Origin of the sequence: Mesorhizobium sp. J428, from assembly GCF_024699925.1 — a bacterium.
Classification (GTDB): Bacteria; Pseudomonadota; Alphaproteobacteria; order Rhizobiales; family Rhizobiaceae; genus Mesorhizobium_A.
In genome coordinates this window covers 2025171-2050600 of the sequence record NZ_JAJOMX010000001.1, presented here as the reverse complement: position 1 = coordinate 2050600, position 25430 = coordinate 2025171, and the positions used below count along the sequence as shown (strand labels likewise).

The following is a 25430-nucleotide window of genomic DNA, read 5'->3' as shown; positions in this document are numbered from 1 at the left end:
AATTCCGGCTTTTCCGTTAATGGCCCCGCGCAAATGCGTGGGGTCAGGCGCGTGGATGCGCCGCGTCGTAGATGTCGAGCAGGCGCTTGGTGTCGACGCCGGTATAGACCTGCGTGGTCGACAGGCTCGCATGGCCCAGCAGTTCCTGGATCGTGCGCAGGTCGCCGCCGCGGCCGAGAAGGTGGGTGGCGAAGGAGTGTCGCAGCGCATGCGGCGTGGCCGTGTCCGGCAGGTTGAGCGCGGCGCGCATCCTCTGCATCTCGCGCTGGATGATCGCTGGCTGCAGCGGCCCGCCCTTGGCGCCGCGGAACAGCAGGCCCTGGCTGTCGATGTGATAAGGGCAGAGCCGGCGGTATTCGGCGACGGCCTGCAACGCGATGGGCAGCAGCGGCACCAGCCGCGTCTTGTTGCCCTTGCCGGTGACGCGCAGCGTCGTCTCGCCATGTGCGAACTGTGCGCCCGTCAGGCCGAGCGCCTCGGAAATGCGCAGGCCGCAGCCATAGAGCAGCGTCAGCACGGCTGCATTGCGGGCAGCGACCCAGGGCTCCTCGTTCAACTGTTCGCCGAGCGCCACGACCCGCTTCGCATCGGCCGCCGTCAGCGGCTTGGGCAGCGATTTCGGCTGCTTCGGCGCGCGCATGGCGGCAGCGCCCGCGGCGTTCGCCAGGCCACGCTTCTCCAGCCAGCGCAGGAAGGAACGAACGCCGGCCAGCCCGCGTCCAAGCGTGCGTGCGCCCGCTCCCTCGTTGCGCCGCCGCGCCAGAAAGGCGCGCAGGTCGGCCGTGCGCAGCGCGGCGATGTCCTTCAGGCCGGGCGGGCCGCCGCAATGCTCCGTGAGGAACAGCAGGAACTGCCGCGTGTCGCGCTCATAGGCCTCGACGGTGAGCTGCGACAGCCTGCGTTCGCGCGCGAGCATCTTCAGCCAGTCGCCACGCGCCTTGTGTAGGTCGTCCCTGGCCGTGATGAGGATCTCGCCCACGTCTGTTTGCCCGTCTCCGAATCTCGCGCCATGCTGAGTTCACGATCTTACCAGAGGGTGAAACCGGCCGCAGATTGTCTTGCGCTGCGCCGAGAGCTAGGAGACTGGCGAGGAGACGAGCATGTCCAAACCGCAAAATCCGATCCAGATGGCCGTCATCGGCGCCGCGCACGGCATCAAGGGCGAGGTGCGCGTCAAGAGCTACACCGGCGATCCGCTGGCGCTGGACGACTACGGGCCGCTCTACACGGAAGACGGGCGTGCCTTCACCATCCTCAACATCCGCATGCAGAAGGACATGGCGGTGGTGCGCTTCAAGGGCGTCAACGATCGGTCCGCCGCTGAGGCCCTGACCGGCACCGCGCTCTTCGTCGACCGCGACATGCTTCCGGAGGATCTGGAGGACGAGGAATTCTACCACGCCGATCTGATCGGGCTCGATGCCGTCGACCTGGAGGAGGCGCCGATCGGGAAAATCATGGCAGTGCACAATTTCGGCGGCGGCGACATTCTGGAAATCGCGCGCACGACAAGGTCGACGGTGCTGGTGCCGTTCACCAAGGCTGCCGTGCCGTTGGTGGATGTGCTGGCCGGCAAGGTGCAGGTCGATCCCGTGTCGGCCGGACTCGTCGACACGGACGACGAGGATGATCCCGAAGACCGCAAGGCGGTCGACAAGCGCCCGCGCGGGCCGAAATCGGCGGGCGGCAACCGGTGATTTTCCGCGCCACTGTCCTGACGCTCTATCCGGAGATGTTTCCGGGCGCACTTGGTCTTTCGCTTGCCGGCAAGGCGCTGGAGCGGGGCGACTGGTCGCTCGAAACGGTGCAGATCCGTGAGTTCGGCCTCGGCCGTCATCGCGCCGTCGACGATACGCCGGCCGGCGGCGGGGCGGGCATGGTGCTGCGCGCCGATGTGCTGGCCGCTGCCATCGACCATGCATCCCCGGCCGGCGACATGCGCCCCAAGCTGCTGATGAGCCCGCGCGGCAAGCCGCTGACGCAGGCGCGCGTGCGCGAGCTCGCCGACGGGCCGGGCGCGATCATCGTCTGCGGCCGCTTCGAAGGCGTCGACCAGCGTGTGATCGATGCGCGGGGGTTGGAGGAAGTCTCGATCGGCGACTACATCCTGTCGGGCGGCGAACCGGCGGCGCTGGTGCTGCTCGATGCGGTGGTGCGGCTCCTGCCGGGCGTGATGGGCAACGAGGCGTCCGGCGGCGAGGAGAGCTTCGAGAACGGCCTGCTCGAACACCCGCACTATACGCGTCCGCCGGAATGGGACGGCCGGCCTATCCCGGACGTGCTGATGTCCGGCAATCATGGAAAGATCGCCGCCTGGCGACGGCAGCAGTCGGAAAAGCTGACTGCCGAGCGGCGCCCCGAACTGTTGCCGGAAAAGCGATCTGATGGCTGAGGTAGTCGCAACAAGCGCGACATTGCGAATCTTTGGCGAACGGCTCGATCCGGTCGAGATCTCGCGTCTCCTAGGTTGTTCTCCAACCAGCGCCGAGAAGCGAGGCGAGCCGATGGGTCCGCGGGGAAACATCTCGGCGAGGCAGGGAGGATGGAAACTCCGGATCGAGCGCCAGGATGGAGCACATCTGAGTGATCAGATTTCCCAACTCCTTGCGGAAACTTCTTCAGACCACGAGGTTTGGACTGACCTCGTGCAGCGCTATCGCGTTGATATGTTTTGCGGTATCTGGCTGGATGAACCCGGTCAGGGCGTGAACTTGGCCCCTATGGTTCTGGTCGAACTCGGTCGACGCGGGATCAGCTTGGAGTTGGATATCTACTACGCGGACGCTCACCCCGTGACGAAATAATACACCGCCAGCAGCAGGCCCACCGCGATGACGAAGCCGCGCAGGATGGGCTGCGGCACGCGCTTCGCGATCCACACGCCGCACCAGCCGCCGATCGCCACTGCCGGGATCATCACCAGTGCCTGCGGCCAGGCGACCACGCCGCCCCAAACGAAGACGACGATCGCCACCGCCGCGATCACGATCGACAGCATGTTCTTCAGCGCGTTGAGGCGATGGTAGTCGCCCTCCTGCGTCAGCCCGAGCGTCGCCAGCATCATCACGCCCATGCCGGCGCCGAAAAAGCCGCCGTAGACGGCGGTGACGAACTGCACAACCGAGCCGACGAAGCCGCCCACCGCCGCCTCCTGGCCCGGCTTCGGCTTGGGCTTGAGCCACGGGCCGGCGGCGAAGATGGCGGTCGCGGCGATCAGCAGCCAGGGCACCAGCGCGCGGAAGGACGGGTTGTCGAGCGCAAGCAGGATCGAGGCACCCGCCAGCGCTCCCAGCGCCGAGATCACGCACAGCAGCAGCGCGCCGCGCCAGAACGTCTTGATGTCGCTCCAATAGGCCAGCGTCGAGGTGATGTAGCCCGGAAACTGGGTGATGGACGACGTCGCATTGGCGACGATCGGCGGTATGCCGGCAACGGAGAGCGCGCCGAAGGTCAGGAAGGTGCCGCCGCCCGCGACGGCATTGACCGCGCCGGCGACGACGGCGGAGACGAAGAGCAAGGCGGCGTCGAAGAGCGTCAAGGCGATCATCCGGTTGAGGTGACCTCGCTGCTGTAGTCAGCGACGGCGCGCACGGCAAGGCCGATGAGTCCGGCCGCACATATCAAGCGGACACTTGCGGCCGGTCGGCGACCCACTAAAGTCGAGGCGAACGATTTCCTGAGGGAGGATTTACATGCTGAGATTTTCACTTGCCGTCATGGCCATCGTCGCCACCACCGCGCTCGCGTCCGCGCAGGACGCCTCGTCCGGCATCAAGCGCACGCCGCTGCAGAAGATCGATTTCCCGGACAACTACACGACCGTCACCGGCCTCGCCGAAATCGCGCCGGGCGTATCGGCCGGACGGCATACCCATCCGGGCATCGAGACGGGCTACGTGCTGGAAGGCGAGACGGTGCTGTCCATCGACGGCCAGCCGGACATCACCATGAAGGCGGGCGAGTCCTACACCATCCCCGCCGGCGTGCCGCATGACGCCAAGGCGGTCGGCGAGAAGCCCGTGAAAGTGCTCGGCATCTATGTCATCGAGCGCGGCAAGCCGCTTGCCTCGCCCGCGAAGTAGCGGGCCGGCTGCGTTGGGCCTCATGAGAGACGATTCTCGTCATCGATCAGCACGAGGCGCGCAGGGGTCACCGGCCCCCATTTCCAGAGCACGAGGTTCAAGTCGTCTGCGGTCGTGCCTGGCGCGAAGCTTCTGACCAGCAGGCCGTTGTAGCCGATCGAGATGAGCCGTCGGGCGAAGGCTTGGGTCTTGGCCTCGCCTGATGTTTTCATCTGGTCGCGCCACGTGGTGGCCGCCAGTTCCGCTGCTGTCACGTCTTCGCTGGCAAGAGCGGTCATGTCCCTGGCGTCGAAGACCTCTCTTATCTCGGCATCATAGGACACCAGCGTCGTTGGTTGTAGGCTGCCGACCTGATTGGCTTCTCTCAGCGCCGTCATGGCCGAGAGGGAGCAATAGAGAGCCGGCACACCCTTGGGATTGAAGCGTCCGCCATAGAGTTCTGCTCCGCGTCCCGACAGCGGCTCACGGGCATAGATCGGGTTCAGCGCCCGATAGAGTTTGCCTACATAGTGGAACGACACCACCTACGAGTAGATGCCGGCGTCGACGGCGTCGACATAGTCGAGCACCTCGTCCACGCGCCCCTCGCGAACCAGCTGCATCGCGGTCCGTCCGGAGAAGCCCGGAAGCGGCTGTGACCGATACCAGGCATAGGCCACCAGAGGTGATCCGAAACGCGGCTCCACCTTGTTGATGACCTCGACCATTTCCCGCAGACGCCGCTGTGTCCTGACCGACCCGACCCGATCCTTTCGCTGGATCGCATCTTTGCCAAGTCCCGCCGTACGTGCGACTTCTTCGCTGGTCGTGTGGAGTGCGTCCGCAATCTTGCGCGGCGCAAACACTCCGTTCTCTGCATATTGCGCGAGGGTCATTCGCATCACCCTTCAGATACTGCCACTTGTTCTGACGCAATATAGCGTCGGAAATTGCGCTGTTCAATTGCGAATACGCCTCACCCGGGCGTAACGACTTCCTGACCGCCCAGCCCGGGAAGTTCTGCGGCTCGTCGCAGAAAATCATCGCGCAGTGGTGACAATCGGCCCGCGATGGTGTATCCGCACGCCCGGAAATCGGGAATTCCCGGTGCCATAACCAAGACCCAAGTGAATTCGCCCCTGCTTCTCCTTTGTCGGAGGGCATAGCCGAACGGTCAGGAACTGATCGGCAAGCGTCGGGCGCTCTGGCTGGCGAACAACGAAGAAAGGTTCCGACGATGGATATCATCCGTCAGCTTGAGGCCGAGCAGGCCGCGAAGATCGAAGAAAAGCGCAAGTTCCCCGAATTCCAGCCCGGCGACACCGTTCGCGTCCAGGTGCGCGTCACCGAAGGCAGCCGCACCCGCGTGCAGGCCTATGAGGGCGTCTGCATCGCGCGCAAGGGCGCCGGCTTCCAGGAAAGCTTCACCGTCCGCAAGATCTCCTATGGCGAGGGCGTCGAGCGCGTGTTCCCCGTCTATTCGCCGCTGGTCGAGGCGGTCGAGATCGTCCGCCGCGGCAAGGTGCGTCGCGCCAAGCTCTATTACCTGCGCGATCGTCGCGGCAAGTCGGCCCGCATCTCCGAGAACACCGGCGTGCGCGCCCGCAAGCTGAACGACGCCGAGCGTGACGCGCTGAACGCCGAGCGCGCCCGCATCGAGGCCGAGAAGATCGCCGCCGCCGAGGCGCTGGCCAAGGAAAAGGCCGCCCAGGACGCCGCCGAGGCCAAGGCTGCTGCCGAGGCCGCCAAGGCAGCGGAAGCCGCCAGCGAGTAAGGCTCGGCTCCACAGTCTGTATTCCGGAAAGGCGCGGAGAGATCCGCGCCTTTTTCGTCTGTCAGGCCCCTGTCGGCGCTCCATGCCTTGCAAGCCCGTGCCGGGCGGGTAGATTTGCATCACCCTTCAAAGAACGTCCGGAGTTCGAGATGACCAAGCTGAGAGTGTTTCTTGCCGGCCTCGTCGGGGCCATCCTGCTGCCGGCATTGGCGTTCGCCCAGGCTCTCCCCGATCTCGGCGGCAAGAAGATCGTGGTCGTCACCGAGAACGCCTACTTCCCGCTGCAGTTCGTCGATCCGAAGACCGGCCAGCCTGGCGGCTGGGAATATGATGCGATGGCGGCTCTCGCCAAGAAGCTCAACTTCACCGTCGAATACCAGAACACGTCGTGGGACGCGATGATCCAGGCCGTCTCCGACAAGCAGTACGACATGGGCATGACCGGCATCACCATCAAGGACGAGCGCAAGGAGAAGGTCGACTTCTCCGACCCCTACATGCTCTCGGAGATCTTCATGCTGGTCAGGGCCGACGAGAGCCGCTTCTCCGAGCCGAAGGCTTTTGCAGCCGACGACAAGCTCCTGGTCGGCGCGCAGGCCGGCACCTCGCCCTTCTACGTCGCGGTCTACAACGTGCTCGACGGCAACGAGTCCAATCCGCGCATCAAACTGTTCGAGACCTTCGCTGCCTCGGTCGCAGCACTCCAGGCGGGCGACGTCGATCTGGTGCTCACCGACAGCGCCGGCGGCAAGGCGCTGGTTGCGGCCTCCAGCGGCAAGCTCAAGATGGTGGGCGCACCGCTGCAGGCGGAAGAGTTCGGCTTCATCTTCCCCAAGGGCTCGGACCTCGTCGCGCCGATCAATGCCGGCATCGCGGCGCTGAAGGCCGACGGCACGTTCGACGCGATCACGCAGAAATGGTTCGTCGACTACAAGCCCTGAGCGGGCCGTGGTGAACGAATACACATTCGACGGCTACAGACCCGGCAGCCTTGCCGGCGTCCTCGGCCTGCATATGGACTACTACCGCGACATGTGGGGTTTCGGCATCGAGTTCGAGACCAAGGTGGCGCTGGAGATGGCCGAGTTCCTGCGGAGGATGGAGCCGGATCGTGATCTCTTCCTGACCGCATGGGACGGAAAGGGACGCCTCGCCGGCTCGGTGACGATCGACATCTCCGGCGGCGGACCGCGGGGCGCGCACCTGCGCTGGTTCATCGTGTCCTCGGCAACGCGCGGCAAGGGGCTTGGCAAGGAGCTGATGTCCCGCGCCATCGCGTTCTGCGACAGGCACGCCATGCCGCAGGTGTGGCTGACGACCTTCGCGGGGCTCGACGCGGCGCGCGGGCTCTACGAACGGCACGGTTTCAAGCTGGTGTCGGAGAGCGACGAGGACCAGTGGAGCAGCGGCGTGCGCGAGCAGTTCTTCGTCCGCCGCAAGGCGCGCTGACGTGGTTCCACCCGCTTCACGAGATTTTCCCTACTGGCTCGTCGCGGCCGCCTTCTGCGGGGCTGCGGCTGCGCTGTCGATCGCGGCGAGCGATCTCTACGCCCAGATCTTCGTCACCGTCGCGAAGGGGATCGGCATCACCATCTTCGTGACGATCATCGCCTTCGCGCTTGCCTCGGCGCTGGGGCTCGGCGTGGCATTGATGGGCCTGTCGCGGTCGAAGGTGCTGAGCCAGGTCGCGCGTTTCTACATCGAGATCATCCGCGGCGTGCCGATCCTGGTCCTCCTGTTCTGGATCGCCTTTGCCGGCGTGCCGGCCTTCGTCGCGCTGTGGAATGCGCTGACTGCCCCGCTCCAGGCCGCCGGGCTGATCGGCGAAATGCAGGTGCGCGACGTGTCGCTGCTCTGGCGCGCGGTCATCGCGCTGATGGTCGCCTATTCGTCCTTCATCGCCGAGATTTTCCGGGCCGGTATCCAGTCGGTGCCGGAAGGCCAGATAGACGCCGCCAAGACCCTCGGTCTGACGCGTGCGCAGCGGTTCCGTCTGATCGTCTGGCCGCAGGCGTTCCGCACCATCCTGCCGCCCTACAGCAACGATTTCATCGCGATGGTGAAAGATTCCTCGCTGGTTTCCGTGCTCGGCGTCGCCGACATCACGCAGATGGGCAAGGTCTATGCCGCCGGCTCCTTCCGGTTCTTCGAGACCTATTCGATCGTGGCCTACATCTACCTGCTGCTGACGATATCGTTGTCGCTGGCGCTGAGGGGCGTTGAACGGAGAATGCGCCACAGGAGCGAGGCATGAGCGCGGACGAGGCAAGCGATGCGTTGAACCAGGTCTATGCGGCGAGGAGCGAGGCCGAGCTTGCCGCAGCCTATGCTGCCTGGTCGAACGGCTACGACCGCGAGACCGCCGCGCTCGGCTATTGCCTGCCTTTCGTCATCGCGGCCTGGGTCGCGCGGCATGTGCCGGTCGATGCCGGACCGCTCTTGGATGCCGGCTGCGGCACGGGCCTGTCCGGGCCGTATCTCGCCGCGCTGGGATACCGGGAGATCGACGGGCTCGACATGTCGGCCGATATGCTGGCGCTGGCGCGGGGCCGGGGCGTCTATCGCAACCTCATCGACGCCGCGCTCGGCGGCAGGCTGCCGATCGCCGACGGCGCCTATGCCGCCGCCTTCTCGACAGGCGTGTTCACCGAAGGCCACGCGCCGGCTTCGAGCCTGGACGAACTCACCCGCATCGTCCGACCCGGCGGCGTCCTCATCTTCACCGTGAGGGACAGCGTGCTCGAAACAGGCGGATTCCGAGCCAGGTTCGAGGAACTCGAACGGGCGGGGTGCTGGGCGCCGGTCGAGGAAAGCCCGTCCTTCCGCGCCTTCGCGGTGGCCGAGCCGGAGGTGACAGTGAAGGCGTTCGTGTTCAAGCGACAGAGTCCGGCGGGAGCCAACGCTTTGCGGGAGCCGATCGACATCGACGCCCTGAGGCAGTTGACTTCTTCGATCCCGTTCTCGACCGAATCTTCTGCCGACCTCGTGCGCAGGATGAGGGACGAGTCTCGATACTGATGGGGCAGATTCAGCCCCACCGCCTCCGGAAACGCTCCAGCGCCTCGCGATGGACCTCGAGCTTCTGCGCGCCATAGGCGACGTAGTCGACCTGGGGAATGTCGAGATGCGTCTCCGCAAGCATGCCCCACAGCGCCTCGCGCAGCGGCATGATCGCGAAGGCCGCGTCGAAGGAGCGGCGGACGTCCGGCGTAAGCTCCGCACCGAAATAGAGATCCAGCACATGGTCGATCTGCGCTTCGTCGAAGGACGAATGCGAGGCAAGTCCGGCGAGATCGCAGACCGAGGTGGTGAAGCCGGCATGCTCATAGTCGACGAACCAGATCCGTTCGCCGTCGTCGACGATGTTGCGGGAGACAAGGTCGTTGTGCCCGAAGATGATCGGCAACGCGGCCTGAGCCTTCTCGAGTTCTTCAGACACCGCGAACCATTCGTCCGCCATGCGCGCATTGCGGTGCCGCTCCACGCGCATGGTGCGGGCATAGTCCCGCACCGTATGGAATGGCCAGAACATATGCGCCGCGCCGGAGATATAGGGGGGCATCTCCATGTGGAACCGCTTGACGAGGCGGACGATGTCGTCAGCCTTGGCGCGCACCTCCTGCGGCGAGCAGTTCTTGCCGTCGATATAGACACCGACGAAGACTCCGGGGCCGGTATAGACGATCTCCGAGGCGAAGCCGGCCTTGTGCGCCGCCTGCGAGACCATCAGCTCCCAGGCGCGGTAGACATGCTGCACCGGATAGTCGCGTCCGAAGCGCACGACATATTTCTGGCCGGCGTCCTCGACGATATAGCTCTGGTTGCCCAGTCCGCCCGGCAGAAGGGTCGTATGAACCTCGCCTGTCCAGAGCGGCAGCACGGCTATGCGGGTGATGGGGTCGATCATCTGTCCAGGTGCGCGATCGATGGTCGCGGGCATCTCGCGCATGCGATGCCCGCTTGTCAACGCGCGCTTATTCGAAGATCAGCGACTGATGCGCCGCCGCGCCCGCCATCGCACCGTCCGCGACGGCCAGCGCGACCGTCGGCATCGGGCGCGCGATGTCTCCCGCGGCGAATACGCCGGGCACATTGGTGTTCTTGCGCTCGTCGACGGAAATGAACGCGCCCATCGGGCCCTCCGCCAACACGCAGCCCAGCTGGTGCGGCAGGTCGCTCGAAAGAACGGTCTTCGGCGCCACGAACAGGGCCGCGACCGATACTGCCGCTGCCCCGGCGACCTCGATGGAAAGACCGTCTTCACGCGAGGAGACGCTTTCGACGCGGCCGGGGACGATACTCACACCCCGCGCCCGCAGCTTCGCGGCCTGGTCGGCATCGGGCGACAGCGCCTCGTTGAGGAAGAGCTGCACCGGCCCCCAGTCGGACACCAGCAGCGCCTTCATGAAGGCCATCGGCTCCGTCGCCAGCACGCCGAACGGCCCTTCACCGAACTCGTAACCATGGCAATAGGGGCAGTGGATGACGCGGCGTCCCCATTCCGCGGCGAGACCCGGAATATCCGGCAAGGTGTCGCTGACACCGCCGGCAAGCACCAGCCTGCGCGCCGACAGAGTGGCGCCATTCGCGAGCCGCAGGGAAAAGTCGTCTGCCCGTCCCTCTGCGGCGTCGACGAGACCGTCGACGATTTCAGCGGTCGGATAGTCGAGCAGCTGGCGGCGCGCCTCGCGCAGCATGTCGGGCGGCGTCGCGCCATCGCGCGTCAGAAACCCGTGCGAGTGCGAGGCGAAGCGGTTGCGCGGCAGGCCGGCGTCGACCACGACCACCTTGCGCTTGCCGCGGGCGATCTGGAGGGCGGCGGACAGGCCGGCAAAGCTGCCGCCCACGATTGCAACGTCATACTGCATGTCTGTTCTCCTTGTAGGCGGCGATGCCCTCGCCGCATTCGGCGGCGATGTCGGCGAGCGTCACGCGCGCCAGTCTCGCCGCCAGCAGTTGCTCGACCTCGATCCGGAAGCCGTCGAGGTGATGGTTGACCGACCTCTCGACGAGACAGCTCGGGTTTTCCGCCTCCGTGTTGATCGACAGGAAGCTCTCCTCGAGTGCGGCGGCCACGTCCGCCAGGGAAATGGCCGAGGCCGGTCTTGCGAGCGTCCAGCCGCCGCCATGACCGCGCACGGCCGAGAGGATGCCCGCCTCGCGCAGGCCCGCCACCATGCGCCGCACGACCACCGGATTGGTGTGGAGCCAGCCGGCGATCTCCTCCGAGGTCATCGGACGGTCCGGCACCTGGGCCATGTGCACCAGCGCGTGTAGGGAGGCGGAGAGTCGCGAGTTGCGTTTCATGTAACTTTAATAGTTACGAATCATCGCTCCGTCAAGCTTCCCAATTCCGGTGCGGCATGGTCAAAGTCGGCACCATGGCCTTCACGCTTCGCCAGCTGCAGTATTTCGTCGCCGTCGCCGAGCAGGGCGGCGTGTCGCGCGCGGCGCAGATCCTGTCGATTTCCCAGTCCGCCGTGACCGAGGCGATCAAGGAACTGGAGACGGATCTCGGCGTGAACCTGTTCGAGCGCCATCCGCGCGGCCTGAACATCACCCACAAGGGGCACCAGTTCCTGCGCCACGCGACGAAGATCCTGGCCGACGTCTCCGACGCGCGCCGCACCTTCTCCGGCGAGGCGGAGCAGGCGTCGGGGCGCCTTCAGCTCGGCGTCACCTCGCTGGTCGCCGGCTACGTGCTGTCCGACCTGCTTGCGCGCTACCGCCGCGCCTTTCCGGGCGTCGAAGTCACGGCGATCGAGGACAATGGCGACTATCTGGAGCACCTGCTGGTCGGCGGCGAGCTCGACATCGCTGTGATGGTCATCTCCAACCTGCGCGACCGGATGGCGCTGCAGGCGGAGATCCTCGAAACCTCGCCCTACCGGCTGTGGCTGCCGCTCGGCCATCCGCTGGCGACGGCCGAGATCATCTCGCTGGCCGACGTGGCCACCGAGCCGCTGATCATGCTGACCATCGACGAGATCGAGGAGAACACGGGCAAGCTGCTGATGGCGCTGGGCGCCCGGCCGCACGTCGCCTTCCGCACGCGCTCGGTCGAGGCCGTGCGCAGCCTGGTGGCGACCGGAGCCGGCGTCGCGCTCCTGCCCGACCTCGTCTACCGGCCATGGTCCCTCGAAGGCGACCGCATCGAGAGCCGCGACATCTCGGGGGCTCTGCCGGTCGTGCAGGTCGGCATGGTGTGGCGCCGCGGCCTCGGCCTGCAGCAATCCGCACGCGACTTCATCGGCATCGCGCAGGGACAGAGGACGCTGCGGCAGCGGTGAGGCTGAGCCTCGGGTAATTGGCCTCATGCGGGTTCGATGTTAGAGTGCCGCCATGAACCAGCCGTTCCGATCGCCGGACCTGTCGATGACGACGCAAGCCGCTGAAGGCCTGCCTCGCCGGCGTTGGAGTGTTGCCGAAATCGAGGAGGCGACACGGCTTGGACTGTTCGATGAGGACGAGCGCTTCGAGCTGATCGGCGGGGAGATCGTGCCCATGAACTCGAAGGGCATTCAGCACGAGGTCATCAAGACCGCGCTCAACTATCATCTGGTGAGGACTGTCCCCGACGATTTCCGTGTCGCTCAGGAAACCACCTTTCGGTTGAACGAGGATAGTTTCGTCGAGCCAGACTTCATCATCTTCCGCGCGGCCGAAGGTTTGGCGAACCTCAGTCCACGCACGGCCCTGCTTGCCATCGAGGTCGCCGATTCCAGCTTGCGGTGGGATCTGGGGCGCAAGGCCCGCATCTACGCCGATTTCGGCATTCCGGAACTCTGGGTGATCGACGCGCTGTCGCGGGTCATTCACGTCCACCGCCAGCCTCGTCTCGAAGGATATGGCGAAATCAGTCAGCATGCCGAAACCGACAGGATCGAGTCCATGTCGGTTCCCGGCATCGTGCTCACGCTGTCCGAACTCGAAACATTCTAACCGCGCCAAGTGCAACGGCCCGGTATAAGCGTTCTTGCACGCGGAAACATCGGAAAATCCGATATCACCGTTCTGTATAATGAAATTGCGAACGGACACGGTTATGGCACTCTTCATACAGGGTCCAAGCCGCCGATGAAGCGCGGCCCCTGATCAATGGGAGAATTCGGCATGAAGTCGCTTTTGAAGACATGCACCGCCATGACGCTGGCCGTCGCCTTCGCGGCTCCGGCCTTTGCGCAGGTGAAGGAGATCGGCGCCGGCGAGGGCCAGCTCAACATCGTCGCCTGGGCCGGCTATATCGAGCGTGGCGAGACCGACAAGGCCTTCGACTGGGTGACCAAGTTCGAGGCTGCCACGGGCTGCAAGGTGAACGTCAAGACGGCCGCGACCTCGGACGAAATGGTCGCACTGATGAACGAGGGCGGCTTCGACCTCGTCACCGCCTCGGGCGACGCGTCGCTGCGCCTCATCGCCGGGAAGCGCGTGCAGCCGGTCAATGTCGATCTCGTCAAGAGCTGGTCTACGATCGACGACCGCCTGAAGGATGCGCCCTGGCACACGGTCGACGGCGTCCACTACGGCGTGCCCTACATGTGGGGCCCGAACGTGCTGATGTACAACACCAATGTCATCAAGACCCCGCCGACCTCGTGGAAGGTCGTGTTCGAGGAGACGACGCTGGACGACGGCAAGTCGAACAAGGGCCGGGTGCAGGCCTATGATGGCCCGATCCACATCGCCGACGCCGCGCTCTACCTGATGACGCACAAGCCCGACCTCGGCATCAAGGATCCCTATCAGCTGACCGAGGACCAGTACAAGGCGGCCCTCGACCTGCTGCGCCAGCAGCGCACGCTGGTCGGCCGCTACTGGCACGACGCCTTCATCCAGATCGACGACTTCAAGAACGAGGGCGTCGTCGCCTCCGGCTCTTGGCCGTTCCAGGTCAACCTCCTGAAGAGCGAGAACCAGCCGGTCGCCTCCGTGTTCCCGGAAGAGGGCGTTACCGGATGGGCCGACACGACGATGATGCATGTCGACGCGGCGAACCCGAACTGCTCCTACATGTGGTTCGAGCACCAGCTGTCGTCCAACCTGCAGAGCGACCTCGGCGTCTGGTTCGGTGCAAACCCCTCGGTGCCGGCCGCCTGCACCAACGGCAGCGGCATGTCGACCAAGGAAACCTGCACCGCGAACGGCATGGACAATTTCGAGAAGGTGAAGTTCTGGACGACGCCGACCTCGAAATGCGCCACCCAGGGCGATGCCTGCGTGCCGTATTATCGTTGGGTGTCGGACTATATCGGCGTGATCGGCGGCCGGTGACCTGGGGCTTTGCGCGGCCGGTCCGCGCCGGCCCCCTCACGGTCTCGGGCTTCGCCCGATCCACCTCTCCCCCGTTTCTCGGGGGAGAGGAGTAGCAGCGTCGGCGTAGCGCCCCTTGGCGGTTGGCGTCTCCTCTCCCCCGGACAGGGGGAGAGGTGGCACGCGAAGCGTGACGGTGAGGGGGTGCTTCTAGGTTCAGCAGAGTTACACGATCCATGACCCCAGCCGTCTCCTTCGCCAAAGTCTCGCGCCACTTCGGCAGCGTCCGCGCCGTGGACGCTGTCGACCTCGAGATCGCGGCCGGCGAATTCTTCGCCATGCTGGGTCCCTCTGGCTCGGGCAAGACGACGTGCCTCAGGCTCATCGCGGGCTTCGAGCAGCCGACCTCGGGCCATATCGAGATCTTCGGCGAGAACGCCGTCGGGGTTCCGCCCTACCGGCGCAACGTCAACACCGTGTTCCAGGACTATGCGCTCTTCCCCCATCTCAACGTCGCAGACAATGTCGCCTACGGGCTGATGGTGAAGGGCGTCGCGCGCGAGGAGCGGCGGCGCGCGGCGGAAGAGGCGCTGGCCCTGGTCAAGCTGCCCGGTTACGGCGCGCGCAAGCCCGGCCAGCTCTCCGGCGGCCAGCGGCAGCGCGTGGCGCTGGCCCGCGCCTTGGTGAACAAGCCGCGCGTGCTTCTGCTCGACGAACCGCTCGGCGCGCTCGACCTCAAGCTGCGCGAGCAGATGCAGGAGGAGCTGAAGTCGCTGCAGAGAGGGCTCGGCATCACCTTCGTCTTCGTCACCCACGACCAGGGCGAGGCGCTGTCGATGGCCGACCGGGTCGCCGTCTTCAACGACGGCAGGATCATGCAGGTCGGCAGCCCGCAGGAGATCTACCGCCGGCCGGCTACCCGGTTTGTCGCGGACTTCGTCGGCTCGGCCAACATCCTGCCGCCCGACTTCGTGCAGCGCCATGCCGGCCAGCGGCGCTGGGGCAGTCTGCGGCCCGAGCACGTCCGCATCGCATCCGGCGGCACGGGCATACCGGGGCGCGTCGTCTCGCTCAACTATCTCGGCGCCGGCACCCGCGTGGCGCTCGAAGCCGAGGGGCTGAGGCTCAACGCGATGGTCGATTCCGGCGGGGTGCTGCCGTCGCCCGGCGACGAGGTGACCGTCAGCTTCAATCGCGACAACGTCAACCTGATGGAGGGCGAAGGGTGAGCGCCGTGGCTGACATCGCCCTCCCCCGCTCAGCCGCCCCCGCCATCCTCGCCGGCCGAGGCGGCGTCTTCGGCACGCTGTCCGACTGGGTGTGGCGCCACCCGAAGATGTTCCTGTTCCTGATGCTGACACCGCCGGTGCTGTGGCTCGGCATCATCTATATCGGCTCGCTGTTCGCGCTCCTGCTGCAGAGCTTCTTCGCGATCGACGAGTTCTCCGGCCTGATCAACCGCGAGTTCACGCTCAAGACCTATGGTGAGCTGTTCCTGCCGCAGAACGTAGACATTGTGGTCCGGACGGTCCTGATGGCGGCGCTGGTGACCGTCGCCTCGGCGATCGTCGCCTTTCCGATCGCCTACTACGCGGCGCGCTATGCGAAGGGGAAATGGAAGGCGGCGTTTTATCTCGGCGTCATGCTGCCGCTGTGGTCGAGCTACCTGGTCAAGGTCTACGCCTGGAAGCTGATCCTCGCCAAGGAAGGCATCTTGAACTGGATCTTCGCCAAGCTGCACCTGACCTTCCTGCTCGACGCCTGGCTTTCGCTGCCGATCGTCGGCGGCAACTCGCTATCGGTCTCCTACACCGGCACGTTCCTCGTCTTCGTCTATGTCTGGATGCCGTTCATGATCCTGCCGATGCAGGCGGCCCTCGAGCGCGTGCCGGCGAACCTGATCGAGGCGTCGGCGGACCTGGGCGCCGCACCGCGCCAGACGTTCCGGAACGTGATCCTGCCGCTCGCCATGCCCGGCATCATCGCCGGCTCGATCTTCACCTTCTCGCTGACGATGGGCGACTACATCATCCCGCAGATCGTCGGCACGTCGCGGTTGTTCATCGGCCAGGCGGTCTACGCGCATCAGGGCACCGCCGGCAACATTCCGCTGGCAGCCGCCTTCACCGTGGTGCCGATTGTGGTCATGGGCTTCTACCTCTGGTTCGCCAAGCGTCAGGGGGCGTTCGATGCGCTGTGACCGCCGATTGCCCCTCACCCGTGCCCCTCTCCCCGCACGCGGGGAGAGGGGGATCGCCAAGGTTGAAGCTGCGCCCTTCTCCCCGTCATTCACGGGGAGAAGTGCCCGGCAGGGCGATGAGGGGCAGCGGAGACTTCTGCAATGGAGCTCTCCATGCGCTCTGACCGCGGCCAGTCCGCACCCCTCGGCCTCAAGAGCGCCGCCGCCGCAGGCCTGCTGTTCCTGCACCTGCCGATCCTTTTGATCTTCGTCTACGCCTTCACGACGGAGGAGAAGAGCTACCAGTGGCCGCCGCCGGGCTTCACCACGCAGTGGTTCGCAGTGACGTGGAACCGGCCGGACGTGTGGCAGGCGCTGACGCTGTCGGTGCAGGTGGCGTCCATCTCCACCGCCATCGCGCTCGTCCTCGGCACGCTTTGCGCGGCGGCGATCTCGGGCACGTCGTTCTTCGGCCGCGAGACGATCTCGCTGCTGGTCATCCTGCCGATCGCGCTGCCAGGCATCATCACCGGCATCGCGCTGCGCTCGGCGTTCAGCCTGGCGGAGATCCCGTTCTCGTTCTGGACGATCGTGCTCGGCCACGCGACGTTCTGCGTGGTCGTGGTCTACAACAACGCTGTCGCCCGTTTCCGCCGCACGTCGGGCTCGATGATCGAGGCGTCGATGGATCTCGGCGCCGACGCGTTCCAGACCTTCCGCTATGTGATCCTGCCGAACATCGGCACTGCGCTGGTGGCGGGCGGCATGCTCGCCTTCGCACTGTCCTTCGACGAGGTCATCGTCACCACCTTCACCGCCGGCCAGCAGCAGACCTTGCCGATCTGGATGCTGGAGGAACTCGTGCGGCCGCGGCAGCGGCCGGTCACCAATGTCGTCGCCATGGTGGTGGTGCTGGTGACGTTCCTGCCGATCCTGGCGGCATACTATCTCACCCGCGAGGGCGACCAGATCGCCGGGGCGGGGAAATGAAACGGCGAATGGGGAGTGGCGAATGGCAAATGGGGAATGACCGTCTGATCGGCCCCACTCGCCACTCGCCACTCGCCATTTGCCCCTGAACACAGGGAGAAACCCATGGACACCCAAATGCTGATCGGTTCGAAGTTCGAGAAGGGCACGGAAGCCGACGAGACGATCTTCAACCCGAAGACCGGAGAGACGATCCTCAACCTTCCCGAGGCCTCGCAGGGCCAGATCGAGGCGGCGGTGGCCGCGGCGGAGAAGGCATTCTCCGACTGGTCGCGCACGACCCCGGCGCAGCGCTCTGGCTACCTGCTCAAGATCGCGGACCGCATCGAGGCCGAGGCGGCGGAGTTCGCAGCACTTGAAGCGCTCAACTGTGGCAAGCCGATCAATGCGGTGCTGAACGACGAGCTGCCGGCGATCGTCGACTGCTACCGCTTCTTCGCCGGCGCGGTGCGCGGCATGCCGGCGGTGTCGGCCGGGGAATACATGCCCGGGATGACCTCGATGGTGCGGCGCGACCCGATCGGCATCGTCGCCTCCATCGCGCCGTGGAACTATCCGCTGATGATGATGGCCTGGAAGCTGGCGCCGGCGATTGCGGGCGGCAACACAGTGGTGTTCAAGCCGTCCGAGCAGACGCCGCTGACGGCGCTGAAGCTGGCGAAGATCCTCGCCGACATTCTGCCGGAAGGCGTCGTCAACGTCGTCACCGGCCGCGGCGAGACGGTCGGCAACGCGCTGATCAATCATCCCAAGGTCAACATGATCTCGATCACCGGCGACGTGGCGACCGGCAAGAAGATCCTGCAGGCGGCGTCGAAGACGGTGAAGCGGACGCATCTGGAACTTGGCGGCAAGGCGCCGGTCATCGTGTTCGACGATGCCGACATCGACGCCGTGGTCGCCGGCCTGCGCGCCTTCGGCTACTACAATGCCGGGCAGGACTGCACCGCCGCCTGCCGCGTCTACGCAGGGAAAAAGGTCTACGACAAGCTGGTCGCGGACCTGTCGTCGGCGGTCTCGACCATCAAGTTCAACCGGCCGGACGACACCGAAAACGAGATCGGCCCGCTGATCTCCAAGCGCCAGCGCGACCGCGTCGCCTCCTTCGTCGAGCGCGCGTCGGAGCTCAAGCACATCGAGATCACCACCGGCGGCAAGCCGGGCGAAGGCGGCGGCTATTTCTATACGCCGACCGTGGTGGCGGGCGCGCTGCAGGAGGACGAGATCGTGCGCCGCGAGGTGTTCGGCCCGGTCGTCTCGGTGACGCGCTTTTCCGACGTCGACGAAGCGGTCGCCTGGGCCAACGACAGCGACTATGGCCTCGCCTCCTCGGTCTGGACCAGGGATGTCGGCCGGGCGATGGCGACGGCGGCCCGGCTGCAATACGGCTGCACCTGGGTCAACACGCATTTCGCGCTGGTCAACGAGATGCCGCATGGCGGCGTCAAGCAGTCCGGCTACGGCAAGGACATGTCGCTCTACGCGCTGGAGGACTACACCGCCGTCCGCCACGTGATGATCGCGCATGGGTGAGGCGGCGGTTCGCCGAAGGCGAAATGAAAGGTCCGGTGGACCTTTCATAGCCGCCGAACGCCCGAGGCCATAGCCGAGGGCAGGACGGGAGCGGTTCGCCGAAGGCGAATTCATCGTGCCTGTGGCACGATGAAAGGGCTCGAACGGGCGGGAGCTGCCGAAGGCAGCGGGCCCCGCCCCGGGCGGTCCGTGTAGCGGAGGCGCCGCAGGCGAAATGAAAGGTCCGGTGGACCTTTCATAGCCGCCGAGCGCCCGAGGCCATAGCCGAGGGCAGGGCAGGAGCGGTTCGCTGCAGGCGAATTCATCGTGCCGGTGGCACCACGGTCTCCGACGGTTCCCCCCCAATCTGCGCCCCCTCCACCATGCTGCGCATGGTCCCCTCCCCCCGCTTCGCAGGGGAGGATCGGCTGCCGCCGCGTCTTCCGCCGCAGCCTTCATCAAGGGTTAGAAAACGCGACGGCTGAGCGCCCTGATCCTCCCCCGTTTACGGGGGAGGGGACCACGCGAAGCGTGGTGGAGGGGGCGGGCGAGGCTAGGGTGCGGGAAGCATGGACCATCATTCTGATGGATCGATTTCCGTCCGTTTCCCGCTAACCCCTTGTTCCCGTTGGCCCGCCGAATCTTTTCATCCACCCCTTTCCAGCATGCCCGAAACTGTGTCCGGTGAAACGGGAGCCGGCGATGGGCTGGAGGGCGAAGGCGGGGAGGGGACAGGCGTTAAAGGCGCGGATCGTCATGCGCCTGTTCTCGATCGCCGACATGGCCGAACAGGCCGCCGGCCGCTCGTTCTGGGTCCGCTGGTGCGTGCTGTGGGCCGCCTGGCAGGCCAATGAGCTACTGAGCGCCTATGTCGAAGGCACGTTCCGGAGCTCCGCCCGCGGAACCTGGACACCGGTCCCGATGCCGGCCGGCTTCGGCAGCAATCCCTTCGATGCCGAGGACATCGCCGATTCACTCAGGGCATTCGGGCTCTACATGCAGGCCATCGCGGCGCAGCTGTGCCGCCTGTCGTTCCTGCACCAGGGGCAGGCCTCCGACGAGGCTGGCAATGAGGGTGGGCTACACTGCGCCGCCCTTCTGCGCTTGGCTGACGCGGTCGTCTCGCCGGTCGAGCTGCGCGATACGTCCTGAGAAGCACTCGTCCTGCCCTCATGCAGGAAAAGTACATGCCTCAGACCGATCCTGCTTGCTTCCGCGAAAAATTGCACCGCGGTCGACGATTTTGCGCGGCTGGTTTGATACCCCCACCCCCTAACTCCTCCCCACAAGGGGGAGGGAGATGATGTCGGGCCACCGCATTTGGCATTGACTGCTTTCCAGGCATTGACGGGATCGTCACCGTATCCCCTCCCCCTTGTGGGGAGGGGCTAGGGGTGGGGGTAATTCCATATGTCCGGCAGGACAGTGAGGGGCAGCGTGGAACCTCGAAGCCGACGCTATGCCCCTCATCCGTCTTCGGGCACCTTCTCCCCATGAACAGGGAGAAGGAAGGGACGCGAGGGTCGAGTTGGCCGCCGCCATGATATTGCTCCCCTGCCCGTCCGTCGGGCCTGGCAACGGCGCCGAATGGCATGGCGCTTGCATCGTTTTTCTGGGGGGAAAGGATCAAGGGGCACGTCATGTCAACCACCACTGCTGCGCCCGTCGAGGGCAACACGCTATTTCCGATCGTCCTGTCCATCGTCGCCGCGGCGGCGACGGGCGTTCTGTGGGCCTATGCCAATCCGATCCAGCTCGTGCCGGGCGTGATCCAGTGGCGCATTTTCGCGTTTCTGCCGCCGCTGGTGGGCATCCTGCTCGGCTGGAAGAGCGGTTTCATCTGTGGCTATCTCGGCACGATCGTCTGGTCGCTGCTGGCCGGCACGTTCATTCCGGCCCATTCGCTCATCGTCGACGGCATCATGGTCGGCCTGACCGGCCTCGTTCCGGGCCTGCTTTTCGACCCGGCGAAGCAGACCTTCGACCGCACCGTGCTGATCAAAATTGCTGCAGTCTGCCTGATCGTCGGGCTGGTCATGGTGGCGGCGGTCTCGGCGAGCCTGGCCTATCTCGGCATCTTCCCGTTCTGGTGGGCGATGGGCTATCTCGGCCTGTCCGACATCGTCCCGATGCTGATCGGCACGCCGCTGCTCGTCATCCCGGCCTACAAGATGCTAAAGAGCGCCCTGCCCGGGGGCTTCAAGCGCTTCTGAAGCAGGCCGTGCTTACCCTAAGCGATGTCACCGTCGGCTTCGGCGCGGCCCCTGTCCTGACAGGTGCTGCGCTGGAGCTGGCGGCAGGCGAGCGGTTGCTGGTCTGCGGCGCGGCGGGGTCGGCCAAGTCGACGCTGCTCGCCGTCGCGTCCGGCATCATCCCACGCCTCGTCACCCCTGCCCAGTTCGCGGGTGAGGTGACGATCGAGGGGCAGCCGGTCGCGCGCATGGCCAAGGACGATCTGTTTGCGCGGATCGGCCTGGTGATGCAGAGCGTGGAGGAGCAGCTGTGGGACCTCGGCGTCGAGGACCTGATCGCCTTCCCGCTGGAGAACCGCGGAGTGGCGCGCGGCGAGATACGCGCCCGCGTCGACGCGCTGCTGACGCGCTTCCATCTCGATGCGCTGCGGGGACGGCGCGTGCTCACCCTGTCGGGCGGCGAGCGGCGGATGGTCGCCATCGCGGCGGCGATGGTGCTGTCGCCGCGCCTGCTGGTGCTTGACGAGCCGACGACCGGGCTCGATCCGGCGGCGCGGCGCAGGCTGACGGAGACGCTGGCGGAGACGGTCAAGGGAGACGCGGCGTTACTGGTCTCGGAGCAGGACCCGGGCGCATTTGAAGCGATGGCGACGTCGGTCCGGTTCCTTGCGGACGGCAGGGTGTCCGGGCGGCTCGGCTTCCGCGATGTGGTCGGCGACGAAGAGCCGTGGCGACAGGCCGGAGTGCTGCCGCCGCGGCGACGGCGGTCGCCGCTGCCGGCGCCCGCCCCCGGGGGCGAGCTTCTCGAAGTCCGCGACGTCACGACCGCGCTGCGCCGCGCCGACGGCCAGCCGGTGCTGGACGGGGCCGGCCTGTCGATCCGCGCCGGCGAGGTGGTCGGCCTGATCGGCCGCAACGGGGCCGGCAAGACCACGTTGTTCCAGACCATTCTCGGGCTTGCTCCGATCGCGCGCGGACGCGTCGCGATCGAGGGCGTCGACGCGAGCGGCTGGACCGTGGCGCGCCGCGCCCGCCGGGTCGCCTACCTGCCGCAGAACATGCGCCGCATCCTGTTCAACATGACGGTGACCGAGGAGGTGCTCTTCGCCATCACCGCCGGCCGGCCGGGCGACGATGCGGCCCGCACTGCGGCGCAGACCGCGCTCGACCGCTACGGGCTCGGCGCCCTGGGCGAGGCCAATCCTTTCGCGCTGTCGGCGCGCCAGCAGGCGCTGCTCGGCCTTGCCTGCGCGGACGCCACTGGTGCGGTGGTTGCGATCCTCGACGAGCCGCTTCTGGCGCGCGACATCGCCGGACGCGCCATGCTCGACCTGTTCATCCGCTCGATGACGGAGGCGGGGCGCGCCGTGATGCTGATCTCGCACGACCTCGACCTCATCGACGAGGTGTCGACGCGCACGCTGCTGCTCGAGGACGGGCGGATCGTGTTCGACGGCACGAGCGCGCAGGCGTGGCGGTGCGCCGCCTTCCGTGAGCTGGGTTGGCCGGCGCCGGCGTTCCTGCCGAACGGGATGGCCGCATGAGCCGCGTCCACGACGTCAATTTCTTCGTCAAGCTGGCGGCCGCCTTCGCGATCATGGCCGTGGCCTGGTTGCTGCCCGACTGGCGCAGCTCGCTGCCGCTGGCCCTGGTCACGATCGCGCTGCTCGCAGTGTTTCGCGTTCCCGGCCTACGGGCCTACCTGAAGGGCGCGTCGCTGCTGGTGCTGCTGGTGATGGCGAGCTGGATCGTCAACCTGACGATCCAGGGCGAAAGCCTTGCGGATGCGCTGGGAATGTCGCTGTCGATGGCGGCGCGGCTGGTGACCACGACGGCGGTATTCTTCTTCGTGATGGAGACCAGCACGCCAGGGTCGATCCTCGCGGCGTCGAGCGCGGCCCGCCTCCCGCCAATCGCGACGCTGGTCCTGTCGCTGACCTTCGGCATCATCCCGATGCTGCGCAACGATTTCGAGCGCATCGCCAACGCGCAGCGCGCCAGGGGTATGGAGATAGACGACGTCTCCTTCGTCCTGCGGCTGCGCTTCGCGCTGGCACGCGGCGTTCCGCTGCTCATCGAGGCTGTGCGGCTCGCGCATGCTATCTCGCTGTCGCTGTCGATCTACGGCTTCGACCTGTCGCGGAAGCGCACCACGTGGCGCGAGGTCGGACTTCTCGTCGACCATCGTCTTCCCAGGACCGGATAAATATGACCAACGCACTCTCCCCCGTGACCGACCAGAGCTGGAGCGTCGACGTCGCCGGCCTGACGGTCGACCTGCCGATCGTCGCGATCAAGCCGGACTTCGCCATCTCGCTGATGATGGTGATCGACCTCGGCGTGCGCTTCGGCGCCCATGTGGGGGCGAGGCTTGCCGAGAAGCTCGCGCCGCTCGAACCGGAGATCGTCGTCGGTGCCGCGACGCTCGGGATCCCTGTCGCGATCGAAGTCACCCGCGCGCTCGGGCTGGATGACTATGTCATCCTGCAGAAATCACCGAAGCTGCACCTTGCCGATGCGCTGAGCCAGACGATCGCCTCGATCACGTCGAAGGGCGAGCAGCGGCTGCTGCTCGACCGCCGTTCGGTGCCGCTGCTCGCGGGCAGGCGCGTGGTCGTGGTGGATGACGTCGTCGCTTCGGGATCGAGCCTCAAGGGGTCTATCGACCTTGTGCGGGCAGCTGGAGGCAACGTGGTCGGGATAGGTGTGATCCTGACCGAGGCGCGCGACTGGCAGGAGACGCTCGGCGAGGATGCGGACCTTATCCGCAGCCTCGCGCATATCCCGCAATTCACGCAGACGGATGGGACCTGGATGCCGATCCCGCAGACTTTCCTCTGAGCCGCGGCGGCCTCACAGCTCGAAGGTTGCGATCACCGGCACGTGGTCGGAGGGGCGGTCCCAGCCGCGGGCGTGGCGCAGGACCTCGATACCCTTGAGCTTCGGCGAGAGGTTGGCGGAGGACCAGATATGGTCGAGCCGGCGGCCGCGGTCGGAGGCTTCCCAGTCGGCGGCGCGGTAGCTCCACCAGGTGTAGATTTTCTCCGGCTCGGGGATGGCCTGGCGCATCAGGTCGACCCAGCCGCCGCCGGTGCGCATCGATTCCAGGCCGGCGGTCTCGACGGGCGTATGGCTGACGATCTTGAGCAGCTGCTTGTGCGACCAGACGTCGGCCTCGAGCGGCGCGATGTTGAGGTCGCCGACGAGGATCGAGGCCGAGGTCTCGCCCTGCTCAGCGGTGACCAGCCGCATCTCCTCGATGAAGTCGAGCTTGTGTCGGAATTTCGGGTTGATCTCCGGATCGGGCTCGTCGCCGCCGGCCGGCACATAGAAATTGTGCAACAGGACGTTCAGGCCGCCGGCCTGGAAGATCGTCGAGAGATGTCGGCAATCGCCCTTGGCGCAGAAATCGCGGCGCTCGACCAGTTCGATCGGCAGGCGAGAGATGGTGGCGACGCCGTGATAGCCCTTCTGCCCGCTGATCGCGACATGCGGATATCCGGCGTCATGGAAGGCCTGGTAGGGGAAGAACTCGTCCGGACACTTGATCTCCTGCAGGCACAGGATGTCCGGCGCGTAGCGGCGCAGGAACTCCGTCACCAGCGGCAGGCGCAGGCGGACGGAGTTGATGTTCCAGGTGGCGAGCGAAAACGTCATGGCGGGTTCCGGCAAATCGCGCGGAACCTGCCAGCCGGAACGGCTCAAGACAAGAAAAGGATGTGCCTGTCCAACGGAAAGGCGCGGGCGTCAGCGCTGGCCCATCGCCTGGTTCTTGTCCGATACGTCGCGGTAGTCGATCTCGAAGAACTTCGGATCGAGCTTCATGCCGGACTGCACGTTGAAGATCATCACCGTCGTGTCTTTCCCTTGAGCGTCCGTGATGGTCCACTGGCGCAATTCGCTGCTCTTCGGGTCGAACATCATGGTGATGCGGGAATTGCCGAAGACCGACTTGTCGGCGAGCACGATGGTGGTGAGGTCCGGGTCCTCGGTGACCTTCTGGACGCGGCTGCCGGTGAGGTCGATCCGCTCGTCGAGCAGCAGCTTCAGCGGGGTCTTGGACAGCGGGTAGAGGTCGGCGGTCTTGAGCTTGGCGTTGCTGATCACGACCGACTTGCCGTCGGCGACGACGCGGTAGGCGGATGGCGCCTCATAGTTGAAGCGGATCTTGCCCGGGCGCTGGATGAAGAACTTGCCGCCGGTCTTCTCGCCGCGCGGGCCGAACTGGACGAACTCGCCGGACATGGTCTTGATGCCCGAGAAATGGTCGGCGATCTTCTGGGCGGCCTCGGAGGCGGCGTGCGCCGTGGCGACGGGCGCCATCGGTGCGTGCACGGTCCCCGCCAGGCCTGCCACGAGGCCGGCGATCGAGAGGACAGCACCGAGGCGGACCATCTGCCTTGCCGCGCGCTGCGCGAGAGCGAGGGCCTGATTGGGTGCGGTGTTCATCTCTTCCGTCTCCTGTCGTTCGT

Annotated in this window: 30 protein-coding genes; 21 read left to right on the top strand and 9 right to left on the bottom strand. The window is 66.1% G+C overall.

What is annotated here, in order from left to right; translation table 11 throughout:
* Window positions 1-43: 43 nt before the first annotated feature.
* Window positions 44-979, bottom strand: a complete 936-nt coding sequence (locus tag LRS09_RS10290; RefSeq protein WP_257806062.1) for a tyrosine recombinase XerC — start codon at window positions 977-979, stop codon at window positions 44-46.
* Between the two features lie 121 nt (window positions 980-1100).
* Between LRS09_RS10290 and rimM the strand changes: the two genes are divergently transcribed.
* The 3 genes from rimM to LRS09_RS10275 are packed head-to-tail and all read left to right on the top strand — an operon-like array spanning window position 1101 to window position 2804.
* Window positions 1101-1697, top strand: coding sequence for a ribosome maturation factor RimM (gene rimM, locus LRS09_RS10285; RefSeq protein WP_257806061.1), 597 nt, complete (start codon window positions 1101-1103; stop codon window positions 1695-1697).
* On the top strand, window positions 1694-2392 hold the full coding sequence (gene trmD, locus LRS09_RS10280) for a tRNA (guanosine(37)-N1)-methyltransferase TrmD (protein ID WP_257806057.1): 699 nt from the start codon (window positions 1694-1696) through the stop codon (window positions 2390-2392). The genes rimM and trmD overlap by 4 nt, the downstream gene beginning before the upstream one ends.
* A complete protein-coding gene (locus LRS09_RS10275) occupies window positions 2385-2804 on the top strand; it encodes a DUF4279 domain-containing protein (protein WP_257806056.1) in 420 nt (139 codons plus the stop codon). Before trmD ends, LRS09_RS10275 begins: the two co-directional genes overlap by 8 nt.
* Here the strand turns inward: LRS09_RS10275 and LRS09_RS10270 are convergent.
* Complete coding sequence (locus LRS09_RS10270) at window positions 2786-3538, bottom strand: sulfite exporter TauE/SafE family protein (protein ID WP_257806054.1); 753 nt, start codon at window positions 3536-3538, stop codon at window positions 2786-2788. The genes LRS09_RS10275 and LRS09_RS10270 overlap by 19 nt on opposite strands.
* A gap of 154 nt (window positions 3539-3692) precedes the next feature.
* Between LRS09_RS10270 and LRS09_RS10265 the strand changes: the two genes are divergently transcribed.
* Window positions 3693-4082, top strand: a complete 390-nt coding sequence (locus LRS09_RS10265; protein WP_374684830.1) for a cupin domain-containing protein — start codon at window positions 3693-3695, stop codon at window positions 4080-4082.
* A 20-nt stretch (window positions 4083-4102) separates the two neighbouring features.
* Here the strand turns inward: LRS09_RS10265 and LRS09_RS10260 are convergent, their stop codons facing one another.
* Both LRS09_RS10260 and LRS09_RS10255 read right to left on the bottom strand, forming a co-directional pair.
* Complete coding sequence (locus LRS09_RS10260; RefSeq protein ID WP_257806052.1) at window positions 4103-4606, bottom strand: RES family NAD+ phosphorylase; 504 nt, start codon at window positions 4604-4606, stop codon at window positions 4103-4105.
* Complete coding sequence (locus LRS09_RS10255) at window positions 4607-4957, bottom strand: MbcA/ParS/Xre antitoxin family protein (protein WP_257806048.1); 351 nt, start codon at window positions 4955-4957, stop codon at window positions 4607-4609.
* A 341-nt stretch (window positions 4958-5298) separates the two neighbouring features.
* Between LRS09_RS10255 and rplS the strand changes: the two genes are divergently transcribed.
* From rplS to LRS09_RS10230, 5 genes are all read left to right on the top strand, one after another.
* Window positions 5299-5835 carry a 50S ribosomal protein L19 gene (gene rplS / locus LRS09_RS10250; protein WP_085467446.1) on the top strand — a complete coding sequence of 179 codons (537 nt, stop codon included), beginning with the start codon at window positions 5299-5301 and terminating at the stop codon, window positions 5833-5835.
* 149 nt (window positions 5836-5984) lie between these two features.
* Window positions 5985-6776, top strand: coding sequence for a transporter substrate-binding domain-containing protein (locus LRS09_RS10245; protein ID WP_257806045.1), 792 nt, complete (start codon window positions 5985-5987; stop codon window positions 6774-6776).
* Between the two features lie 10 nt (window positions 6777-6786).
* The gene (locus tag LRS09_RS10240) at window positions 6787-7284 is read left to right on the top strand and encodes a GNAT family N-acetyltransferase (RefSeq protein WP_257806043.1); all 498 of its coding nucleotides are present in this window, start codon (window positions 6787-6789) and stop codon (window positions 7282-7284) included.
* A gap of 1 nt (window position 7285) precedes the next feature.
* Window positions 7286-8089: an amino acid ABC transporter permease gene (locus LRS09_RS10235; RefSeq protein WP_257806039.1), complete on the top strand. Its 804-nt coding sequence runs from the start codon at window positions 7286-7288 to the stop codon at window positions 8087-8089.
* A complete protein-coding gene (locus LRS09_RS10230; RefSeq protein ID WP_308240292.1) occupies window positions 8086-8853 on the top strand; it encodes a class I SAM-dependent methyltransferase in 768 nt (255 codons plus the stop codon). Before LRS09_RS10235 ends, LRS09_RS10230 begins: the two co-directional genes overlap by 4 nt.
* A 10-nt stretch (window positions 8854-8863) precedes the next feature.
* On the opposite strand, the gene LRS09_RS10225 is transcribed toward LRS09_RS10230, so the two are convergent.
* Genes LRS09_RS10225 through LRS09_RS10215 form a run of 3 tightly spaced genes read right to left on the bottom strand, consistent with a single transcriptional unit; the run spans window position 8864 to window position 11142 of the window.
* Window positions 8864-9784, bottom strand: a complete 921-nt coding sequence (locus LRS09_RS10225; RefSeq protein ID WP_257806037.1) for a phosphotransferase — start codon at window positions 9782-9784, stop codon at window positions 8864-8866.
* Window positions 9785-9809: 25 nt separating this feature from the next.
* Window positions 9810-10703, bottom strand: coding sequence for an NAD(P)/FAD-dependent oxidoreductase (locus LRS09_RS10220; protein ID WP_257806036.1), 894 nt, complete (start codon window positions 10701-10703; stop codon window positions 9810-9812).
* Window positions 10693-11142: an Rrf2 family transcriptional regulator gene (locus tag LRS09_RS10215; RefSeq protein ID WP_257806035.1), complete on the bottom strand. Its 450-nt coding sequence runs from the start codon at window positions 11140-11142 to the stop codon at window positions 10693-10695. The genes LRS09_RS10220 and LRS09_RS10215 overlap by 11 nt, the downstream gene beginning before the upstream one ends.
* A gap of 74 nt (window positions 11143-11216) precedes the next feature.
* Between LRS09_RS10215 and LRS09_RS10210 the strand changes: the two genes are divergently transcribed.
* The 12 genes from LRS09_RS10210 to LRS09_RS10155 all read left to right on the top strand — a co-directional run bounded on the left by LRS09_RS10210 (window position 11217) and on the right by LRS09_RS10155 (window position 23799).
* Window positions 11217-12125, top strand: a complete 909-nt coding sequence (locus LRS09_RS10210) for a LysR family transcriptional regulator (protein WP_085467440.1) — start codon at window positions 11217-11219, stop codon at window positions 12123-12125.
* Window positions 12126-12177: 52 nt separating this feature from the next.
* Window positions 12178-12777, top strand: a complete 600-nt coding sequence (locus LRS09_RS10205) for a Uma2 family endonuclease (protein ID WP_257806034.1) — start codon at window positions 12178-12180, stop codon at window positions 12775-12777.
* Between the two features lie 171 nt (window positions 12778-12948).
* Window positions 12949-14106 (top strand): ABC transporter substrate-binding protein, encoded by a 1158-nt coding sequence (locus LRS09_RS10200; protein WP_257806033.1) that lies wholly within the window; start codon window positions 12949-12951, stop codon window positions 14104-14106.
* 215 nt (window positions 14107-14321) lie between these two features.
* A complete protein-coding gene (locus tag LRS09_RS10195; RefSeq protein ID WP_257806032.1) occupies window positions 14322-15314 on the top strand; it encodes an ABC transporter ATP-binding protein in 993 nt (330 codons plus the stop codon).
* Between the two features lie 5 nt (window positions 15315-15319).
* A complete protein-coding gene (locus LRS09_RS10190; protein ID WP_257810169.1) occupies window positions 15320-16285 on the top strand; it encodes an ABC transporter permease in 966 nt (321 codons plus the stop codon).
* Between the two features lie 153 nt (window positions 16286-16438).
* Complete coding sequence (locus tag LRS09_RS10185) at window positions 16439-17254, top strand: ABC transporter permease (protein ID WP_257806030.1); 816 nt, start codon at window positions 16439-16441, stop codon at window positions 17252-17254.
* A 105-nt stretch (window positions 17255-17359) separates the two neighbouring features.
* Complete coding sequence (locus LRS09_RS10180; RefSeq protein WP_257806027.1) at window positions 17360-18787, top strand: gamma-aminobutyraldehyde dehydrogenase; 1428 nt, start codon at window positions 17360-17362, stop codon at window positions 18785-18787.
* 681 nt (window positions 18788-19468) lie between these two features.
* Window positions 19469-19918: a hypothetical protein gene (locus tag LRS09_RS10175; RefSeq protein ID WP_257806026.1), complete on the top strand. Its 450-nt coding sequence runs from the start codon at window positions 19469-19471 to the stop codon at window positions 19916-19918.
* Between the two features lie 488 nt (window positions 19919-20406).
* Entirely contained in the window at window positions 20407-20979 is a 573-nt protein-coding gene (locus LRS09_RS10170; protein ID WP_257806025.1) for an aminotriazole resistance protein, read from the top strand.
* An 8-nt stretch (window positions 20980-20987) separates the two neighbouring features.
* Entirely contained in the window at window positions 20988-22502 is a 1515-nt protein-coding gene (locus LRS09_RS10165) for an ABC transporter ATP-binding protein (protein ID WP_257806024.1), read from the top strand.
* Window positions 22499-23164 carry an energy-coupling factor transporter transmembrane protein EcfT gene (locus tag LRS09_RS10160; RefSeq protein ID WP_257806003.1) on the top strand — a complete coding sequence of 222 codons (666 nt, stop codon included), beginning with the start codon at window positions 22499-22501 and terminating at the stop codon, window positions 23162-23164. The genes LRS09_RS10165 and LRS09_RS10160 overlap by 4 nt, the downstream gene beginning before the upstream one ends.
* Before the next feature lie 2 nt (window positions 23165-23166).
* The gene (locus LRS09_RS10155) at window positions 23167-23799 is read left to right on the top strand and encodes a phosphoribosyltransferase family protein (protein ID WP_257806000.1); all 633 of its coding nucleotides are present in this window, start codon (window positions 23167-23169) and stop codon (window positions 23797-23799) included.
* Window positions 23800-23811: 12 nt separating this feature from the next.
* Here the strand turns inward: LRS09_RS10155 and LRS09_RS10150 are convergent, their stop codons facing one another.
* Window positions 23812-24615 carry an exodeoxyribonuclease III gene (locus LRS09_RS10150; protein ID WP_257805992.1) on the bottom strand — a complete coding sequence of 268 codons (804 nt, stop codon included), beginning with the start codon at window positions 24613-24615 and terminating at the stop codon, window positions 23812-23814.
* A gap of 90 nt (window positions 24616-24705) precedes the next feature.
* Window positions 24706-25407: an outer membrane lipoprotein carrier protein LolA gene (locus LRS09_RS10145; RefSeq protein WP_374684829.1), complete on the bottom strand. Its 702-nt coding sequence runs from the start codon at window positions 25405-25407 to the stop codon at window positions 24706-24708.
* Between the last annotated feature and the right edge of the window lie 23 nt (window positions 25408-25430).

Coding starts and splice junctions, on each gene's coding strand:
- LRS09_RS10230 (WP_308240292.1), top strand. CDS start 8,086: ATGAGCGCGGACGAGGCAAGCGATGCGTTGAACCAGGTCTATGCGGCG.
- LRS09_RS10210 (WP_085467440.1), top strand. CDS start 11,217: ATGGCCTTCACGCTTCGCCAGCTGCAGTATTTCGTCGCCGTCGCCGAG.
- LRS09_RS10205 (WP_257806034.1), top strand. CDS start 12,178: ATGAACCAGCCGTTCCGATCGCCGGACCTGTCGATGACGACGCAAGCC.
- LRS09_RS10150 (WP_257805992.1), bottom strand. CDS start 24,615: ATGACGTTTTCGCTCGCCACCTGGAACATCAACTCCGTCCGCCTGCGC.
- LRS09_RS10170 (WP_257806025.1), top strand. CDS start 20,407: ATGTCAACCACCACTGCTGCGCCCGTCGAGGGCAACACGCTATTTCCG.
- LRS09_RS10185 (WP_257806030.1), top strand. CDS start 16,439: ATGCGCTCTGACCGCGGCCAGTCCGCACCCCTCGGCCTCAAGAGCGCC.
- LRS09_RS10225 (WP_257806037.1), bottom strand. CDS start 9,784: ATGCGCGAGATGCCCGCGACCATCGATCGCGCACCTGGACAGATGATC.
- rplS (WP_085467446.1), top strand. CDS start 5,299: ATGGATATCATCCGTCAGCTTGAGGCCGAGCAGGCCGCGAAGATCGAA.
- LRS09_RS10145 (WP_374684829.1), bottom strand. CDS start 25,407: ATGAACACCGCACCCAATCAGGCCCTCGCTCTCGCGCAGCGCGCGGCA.
- LRS09_RS10215 (WP_257806035.1), bottom strand. CDS start 11,142: ATGAAACGCAACTCGCGACTCTCCGCCTCCCTACACGCGCTGGTGCAC.
- LRS09_RS10195 (WP_257806032.1), top strand. CDS start 14,322: ATGACCCCAGCCGTCTCCTTCGCCAAAGTCTCGCGCCACTTCGGCAGC.
- rimM (WP_257806061.1), top strand. CDS start 1,101: ATGTCCAAACCGCAAAATCCGATCCAGATGGCCGTCATCGGCGCCGCG.
- LRS09_RS10175 (WP_257806026.1), top strand. CDS start 19,469: ATGGGCTGGAGGGCGAAGGCGGGGAGGGGACAGGCGTTAAAGGCGCGG.
- LRS09_RS10265 (WP_374684830.1), top strand. CDS start 3,693: ATGCTGAGATTTTCACTTGCCGTCATGGCCATCGTCGCCACCACCGCG.
- LRS09_RS10220 (WP_257806036.1), bottom strand. CDS start 10,703: ATGCAGTATGACGTTGCAATCGTGGGCGGCAGCTTTGCCGGCCTGTCC.
- LRS09_RS10155 (WP_257806000.1), top strand. CDS start 23,167: ATGACCAACGCACTCTCCCCCGTGACCGACCAGAGCTGGAGCGTCGAC.
- LRS09_RS10275 (WP_257806056.1), top strand. CDS start 2,385: ATGGCTGAGGTAGTCGCAACAAGCGCGACATTGCGAATCTTTGGCGAA.
- LRS09_RS10200 (WP_257806033.1), top strand. CDS start 12,949: ATGAAGTCGCTTTTGAAGACATGCACCGCCATGACGCTGGCCGTCGCC.
- LRS09_RS10160 (WP_257806003.1), top strand. CDS start 22,499: ATGAGCCGCGTCCACGACGTCAATTTCTTCGTCAAGCTGGCGGCCGCC.
- LRS09_RS10255 (WP_257806048.1), bottom strand. CDS start 4,957: ATGACCCTCGCGCAATATGCAGAGAACGGAGTGTTTGCGCCGCGCAAG.
- LRS09_RS10245 (WP_257806045.1), top strand. CDS start 5,985: ATGACCAAGCTGAGAGTGTTTCTTGCCGGCCTCGTCGGGGCCATCCTG.
- LRS09_RS10180 (WP_257806027.1), top strand. CDS start 17,360: ATGGACACCCAAATGCTGATCGGTTCGAAGTTCGAGAAGGGCACGGAA.